This is a genomic window from Thomasclavelia saccharogumia DSM 17460 (genome assembly GCF_000686665.1).
GTDB lineage: Bacteria > Bacillota_I > Bacilli_A > Erysipelotrichales > Coprobacillaceae > Thomasclavelia > Thomasclavelia saccharogumia.
In genome coordinates this window covers 1-6,555 of record NZ_JMLH01000101.1, presented here as the reverse complement: position 1 = coordinate 6,555, position 6,555 = coordinate 1, and the positions used below count along the sequence as shown (strand labels likewise).

Annotated in this window: 5 protein-coding genes; 2 read left to right on the top strand and 3 right to left on the bottom strand. The window is 27.6% G+C overall.

The annotated features are described in order from the left end of the window. A partial coding sequence (locus BR82_RS17860; RefSeq protein WP_034865193.1) for an aldo/keto reductase occupies window positions 1-244 on the bottom strand: 244 nt, incomplete at its 3' end. Window positions 245-348: 104 nt separating this feature from the next. On the opposite strand from BR82_RS17860, the gene BR82_RS0114110 reads away from it, so the two are divergent. Then, window positions 349-1,191 (top strand): LysR family transcriptional regulator, encoded by an 843-nt coding sequence (locus tag BR82_RS0114110; RefSeq protein ID WP_027090695.1) that lies wholly within the window; start codon window positions 349-351, stop codon window positions 1,189-1,191. A gap of 162 nt (window positions 1,192-1,353) precedes the next feature. On the opposite strand, the gene BR82_RS0114105 is transcribed toward BR82_RS0114110, so the two are convergent. Then, window positions 1,354-3,162, bottom strand: coding sequence for a coiled-coil domain-containing protein (locus BR82_RS0114105; RefSeq protein ID WP_161635141.1), 1,809 nt, complete (start codon window positions 3,160-3,162; stop codon window positions 1,354-1,356). Beyond that, the gene (locus BR82_RS0114100) at window positions 3,149-5,224 is read right to left on the bottom strand and encodes an efflux RND transporter permease subunit (RefSeq protein ID WP_027090693.1); all 2,076 of its coding nucleotides are present in this window, start codon (window positions 5,222-5,224) and stop codon (window positions 3,149-3,151) included. The genes BR82_RS0114105 and BR82_RS0114100 overlap by 14 nt, the downstream gene beginning before the upstream one ends. A 210-nt stretch (window positions 5,225-5,434) precedes the next feature. On the opposite strand from BR82_RS0114100, the gene BR82_RS0114095 reads away from it, so the two are divergent. Then, on the top strand, window positions 5,435-6,007 hold the full coding sequence (locus tag BR82_RS0114095) for a TetR/AcrR family transcriptional regulator (RefSeq protein WP_027090692.1): 573 nt from the start codon (window positions 5,435-5,437) through the stop codon (window positions 6,005-6,007). The last annotated feature ends 548 nt before the right edge of the window (window positions 6,008-6,555 follow it).

Sequence of the window (6,555 nt, the reverse complement as noted above, 5' to 3'; positions counted from 1 at the left end):
CGTAACCAGCATCTTGAACCCATACTTTTGAAGTGATAAAAAGTTCTTCTCTAGGAATTTTAGATTTTTTTATAGCTTGACCAATTTCTTTTTCATTGCCATAAACTGCAGCAGTATCAATTAATCGATATCCCACATGCAAAGCATCAAGTACACATTTTTCTGTAACAGCGGGTGAAATATGTAAAGTTCCATAACCTAAGGTTGGAATATTGATACCATTGCTTAATAATTTATATTGCATTATTTCCTCCTTTCGATTTTTATTTTAAGTTAAGTAATAAAAAAAGTACAATATTTATATTTTATTGTGCTATAATTGGAAGGAATACTGAAAGGGATGAGATTATGATTGAATTTTATCAATTAGAACAATTAGTTATGGTGGCAAAAATGAAAACATTGTCTAAAGCTGCTGAAACATTATCCATTTCTCAGCCGGGACTCACAAAATCTATACAACGATTAGAAAAAGATTTAGGCATGCAGCTATTTAGTAGAAAGAAAAATAAGATTACTTTAAATGATAATGGCTGGCTTGCTGTTGAATTAGCTCAAAAAACATTAGATCAAAGAGAAAAAATGATACAAACCCTGCAATCATATGAATATAGCAAGCATACGATTCATATAGGCTCTTCTGCTCCAGCACCTATATGGGAATTAAAAGATATATTTAAAGAAATATATCCTAATATGAATATCAATGATACACTTGATTCCAATGAAGATGTACTTATTAATGGATTGAAAAATTCGGAATTTTCTATCATTGTACTTACTCATCCAATTAATGATGAGAATTGCTATTGTGTTCAATTGTTTGATGAACATTTATATCTTTCCATTCCACCTGCTCATCCATTTGCATTATTTAAAGAAATTACATTCGATGATATTAATGGGGAAAGCGTATTATTGTTATCAAATATTGGATATTGGAAGGAAATATGCTTAAAAATGATTCCGCAATCACATTTGCTTATTCAAGAAGATGCAAGTGTTTTTGATGAAATAACTCGGGCATCAGCACTTCCCATTTTTAAAAGTAATTTAACGATTGCAAGAGAAAATGAAGAAAAAAATCGTGTTGTTATACCTGTAAAAGATAAAGAGGCTAGCGCAACTTACTATGCGATCTATCTTAAGGGTAACGAATCTATGTTTAAATTTTTAAAAAATAGATTTTAAGAATAAATATTTTTATTTTTTCTTTTCTGTTTAGAAAGGAGGAAGGGAGAGGCTCTAGATTTATATGTCACCTTAAAAAAGGCAATAAAAAAAGAATAAAATGGAGCTGTAATGCTTCAAAGTGATTATAAATCACTCATTTCATTACAGCCCCATTTCATTTTAATCATCACCAAATCCGAAGAAATCAAGAATTTTATCTAATAACGATTCATTATTGTCTGCTTCTACTGTTTCTTCTTGTTTAGTATTTTCTTTTTGTTCAATAGAAGGTGTTTTTAAAACAAATTGTACACTATTGACATTTTTATTATTTTCAGAAACAAATGAAACTGTTTCATAATCACTTGCTGTAAAATCATCAATCATATCATCAATAGAATCATTAACTTTTTGATCCATATTATCAGTTTCATTTTTAAATTCTTCTGTACCATCCACCATAGATTGAGTACCATTATACAAAGTCTTTGTTCCATCTACTAAATTTATAGAACCATTATATATTTGAGCATATCCTTCTAAGATTTGAGATACACCACCTGTATAATTTTGAATACCAGTATCTAAAGCACTATAGTTTTCTAATAGTAATGAAACACCTTGTTTTAAGGTTGATACATTTGAAGATAATGATTGTAAACTTGTGACAAGTTTTTGAATTTCAGCATCAAATAATTGATATTGCTTTTGTAAAGTTTTTGCTCCTTTCATAAGCTCTCCATCATCTGATAATTGAGATTGTATTCCCTGTAAGACTTGTTCACTTGTCACTCCAGCTTTTAACAATTGAATAGTTTGTTGATATAATTGTTTTGTTTGTTCATCTAAATTTGGATTTTGTAATTGTTTTGTGAGAACTTCTATCATTTGATTTGTACTTTTTTGTACATCAGACAATGATCCTACTCCTTTAGAATATTGATCTATTGTTGTATCTATTTTCTCTAATCCATTAACCAAATCATCTATTCCTTGACTTATTGCTGATGATGATTGTGATAACTTTTTTAAATCTTCAGCATTCATATTGACTTTTTCTAAAGATGAATTAATTTGTTTTAATGCTGCTTTGACTTCACTTGAACCATTTGTTAGTGATGAATTTTGACTTTCTAATTCTTTTAAACCTTTTTGAATTTTTGCTATTCCGTTTTGAAGATTGCTTGCACCCGTTGTTAGTTTAGCAGTTCCATCATTAAGTTCTTGAGAGCCATCATTAAGTTCTTGAACAGCTGTTTGTATTTCATTGATTTGTTCATCTAAAGTTTGAGTATCAATACCATCAGTATCAATACCTAGATTTAATCTAACTCCATTAATTGCTATACTATCCATACTAAAGTCAACAACATCTGCTGTTATTTCTATATCTTTTGATTTTCCAGGCAATATTGTATAAGTCAATTGCTTATCAGAACCTACATTAGCTATCGTTGCATCTTTAGCAGTGATGTTTCGACATAGATTTGTATCCAATGTTACGCTTGCTTGTAAAGCATAGTTATCAAAAAATTCATCTTTGCTCTTTTTGTTTTCTTGAATATTCATTTTTATTTTTAATTGACCACTAGCACCTGCTAGTTTTTTTGCTGATATTTCTTTATCATTTAAATAGTAAGAAATATCAATATCCCAAGGTATTTCTGTATTTTTTAAATAACCTTGATAATATAATTCATTTTCTGATGTTGTTCCTTTTATTTTATCATTTTGAAAATCAAGTTTATCTTCTGTTGTCAAATTTTTAATAGAAGAATAATTTCCATAATCAACAATTGTATCATTTTCTGGATACATAATATTAACAACATAACATTGATCTAAAGAACCATTGTGTTTTAAATTGGCATAAACAACTTCTTCTTTTTCTGTTGAATCTTCTAATGCATGAACAGGTAATAAGCATAATGCTTCCATACATAATGAAAGACTTATCAATGAAATGATAACTTTTCTATTTTTCTTCATCATTAAAAACTTCCTTTCTATCTTTTGCAAATCTAAACTTTAATATCGGTTTATCTAAAACATATAACAATCCAGGTAAAACAAATAAAACAAATATCAAACTACATAAAGTTCCTCTAAATAACAAAACGCCAATTTCTGCTAAGATACCATGTGTTGATATTTTACCTAAAATAAATCCACAAAGAGTTAAGATAGATCCACTTGTAAGTATAGATAATGTTGTATAACGAATAGTATGATCCAAAGCATCTTTTCTGTTTTTTGTTTTCCTTGTTTCTATATATCTATCTGATAAACATATTGCATAATCTACTGTAGCTCCTAATTGAACAGAACTAATAATAAGATAAGCTATATAAAACAATGGTTCATTCGTGCAAGCAGGAACTGCTAAATTCACCCAAATAGCACCTTCGATAACTAATACCAAAACAAGTGGTGTAAAAACTGATCTTGTTGTTAGTAGTATAACTAAGAAAACAGCAACTATAGCGACTGTATTCACTTTATTCATATCGGCTGTTGTCACATCACGCATATCATATGTTGATACTGTATCTCCAGCTAATTTATAATCATCACCATAATATTGATGTGCTATATCTCGTATTTCTTCAACTGCTTGGAAAGCTTTATCTCCCTCACTAGGAGTTTCTACAGTTAAAACAAATCGTGTATGATTATCACTATCTAATTGTGAAAGATCATCTTTCTCTAAATATTCTTTTGGTACAGATGCACCTGCTAAATCAACATATGAAATAACATCTGAAACATAAGGCAAACTCTTTAGTTCTTTTGAAAGTTGTTCTTGTTTTGCTGTATTGTTTAAAGGAACCATTAAAGCCATAGAATTAGATTCTCCAAAAATATCTTTTATTTTTTCTGTATCGTTATAGTAGGCTGTTCCCTCACCATAAATGTGACTAGAGCCATAATAAAAACTATTTTGTGTTTGTAGTATATATCCTGGTATAATCAAAATAATAAATATAACAATCATTGGCTTTTTGATTTTCATAACTAATTTTGAAAAACTACGAAATGATGGTGTAAAAGGTCTATGTTCAAGTTTATCTATAATACGATAAGACGAAACAATAATAGCAGGTAATAATGTAAAGACTGCAATAATAGAAATCATAACAGCTTTAGCCATAACCAAACCTAAATCTACACCAATCTTAAATCTCATTAATACAAGGGCTAAAAAACCAATAACAGTTGTTAAGGCTGAAGCACTAATAGAACTGAATGATTTAATAACAGCTTCTTTCATAGCTTCAAATATATCTTTACCATTTTTTCTATAGTCATTAAAACGATTCATTAAAAAAATTGAATAGTCCATAGAAACTGCTAACTGTAAAATACTTCCAGCCGCATTTGAAACAAAACTAATTTCTCCAAAAATAAGATTTGTTCCTCGATTAATTAAAACAGCAATTCCGATTGTTATCATAAAAATAACTGGTTCTGCCCATGATGTCGTTGTTAAAAATAAAATAGCAAAAATAATAACAATAGCGATAATAGCAATTTTTGTGATTTCTGTTTCAGTATCTTCAGTTGCTATAGCAGTGCTAATAGCATCACCTGACATAGAAATATTTTTATCTGTTATTTTTTCAATATCATGCCTTGCAGAAATCACTTTATCTTCATTAATTGTTACTGTAAAATTAGCATAATCATCTTTATAGTATGTTTCTAAAACATCTGTATCAATTGTTTCCAGTGGTTGAGTTATATCTACAGAATCATCAAGCCAAGTGACATCTTCAATACCATCAACTTGAGAAAGTTTTTCTTTTAACTGTAAAGCTTCTGGAATAGTAACATCTTCTATCATAACATGAGCATTTGGTATAGCTGCATCATATTCATCATTCATAGTATTAATAGCGATGGTTGATGCTGATTCATCTGGTAGATAATCTGCCATAGTATAATTAACAGAAACAAACGATGATAAAAATGTACATATAATTGCTGCAATTACATAAAATGCAATAACTGTTTTTCTATGTTTTAATAATTGATCAACAAATTTATCCATTTTTTCTCCTTCCTTTTTCATATAAGATTTAAAAGTTTTCATCCTTCCTACCATTGACAAAAGTTATTTTATTAACTAAAATAAAATTAACGAGTGTTGATTTATCAACATATATTATTATATTAACAGCTGTTGATTTTTCAATATACAATATTATATGAAATGTATAAAAATCAACACTTTTTAAAATTATGTTGAGAAGGAATGATAATGAAACAAAAAAGTGAAAACAGAAGTGTAAGAAGAACAAAAAAATTACTGATAAATCATTTGATAGGTCTTTTAAAGCAGAAACCAATTAATCAAATATCTGTTAAAGAATTAACTGATTTATGTGATTTAAACAGAGGAACTTTTTATTTATACTATAAAGATATTTATGATATGATAGAAAAACTAGAACAAAAAATCATTGATGATCTTAATCAAACTTTAAGTTCAATAACAATTACTAAGCCTTTAGATATTTTAGATCCTTTTTTCTCTTATATTTATGAAAACAGAGATTTGATGATGGCTTTGTTTGGCAATAATGGAGATATATCTTTTTTATCGAAACTTAAAAAATTAGTCAAAAAATATATTTATGATAATCTAAGAGAAATTCATCAAGCACAAAATGATGAACTATATAATTTTTATTTTCAATTTATTTCATTTGGATTTATTGGTATTTGTGAAATGTGGTTTTTCCACTATAAACAAAAAACTCCACATGAAATGGCTGTTTTAACAGAAAAAATGATTGTTGATGGAGTTAATATATTTCAAAATGAAATGTAGACCACCTTTATTTGTAATTTATAGTTTTTTCTTAGTAAAGAATAATTAAAAATAAGAGATTTCAAAAATAATTGTCTAATCATTTTTGAAATCTCTTTTCTTATATTTACCTTAAAATCAATAAAAATAGATAGTCTATAGTAAGTGGTACAAGAGGATTTACAAATTATATCTTATCGGCTGACAATATGGTGAAAGTGTAAAGGAGGTACAGAGATTGTTGATTAGCATTTTATTTTAACAAATTTTTGGCAAATTAAATTGGATAACAGAAGTAAAAGATATGAGCTAATTAGTAAAAAATAGCAAAATATAATGGCACAAACAATCAAATTAATTTATTCTAATTTCCTTATTTACAGTGGAGCCAAATTCCTAAGAACCGTTAAAACCAAGCAAAATCAAGAAGATTTTGCTTATGAAAAAGTATAACTTAGGAATATCCACTATAAATAAGTTTTCTCGGCATAAAATAATTTGAATAAAATATTATCAAATTAAATTAGTTATATTTAATTTTAACTAATTTACGAATGCATAAACAGTAG

Bases quoted from the DNA above. Each gene is read 5' to 3' on its own strand.
- BR82_RS0114110 (WP_027090695.1), top strand. From the start codon at position 349: ATGATTGAATTTTATCAATTAGAACAATTAGTTATGGTGGCAAAAATG.
- BR82_RS0114105 (WP_161635141.1), bottom strand. From the start codon at position 3,162: ATGAAGAAAAATAGAAAAGTTATCATTTCATTGATAAGTCTTTCATTA.
- BR82_RS0114100 (WP_027090693.1), bottom strand. From the start codon at position 5,224: ATGGATAAATTTGTTGATCAATTATTAAAACATAGAAAAACAGTTATT.
- BR82_RS0114095 (WP_027090692.1), top strand. From the start codon at position 5,435: ATGAAACAAAAAAGTGAAAACAGAAGTGTAAGAAGAACAAAAAAATTA.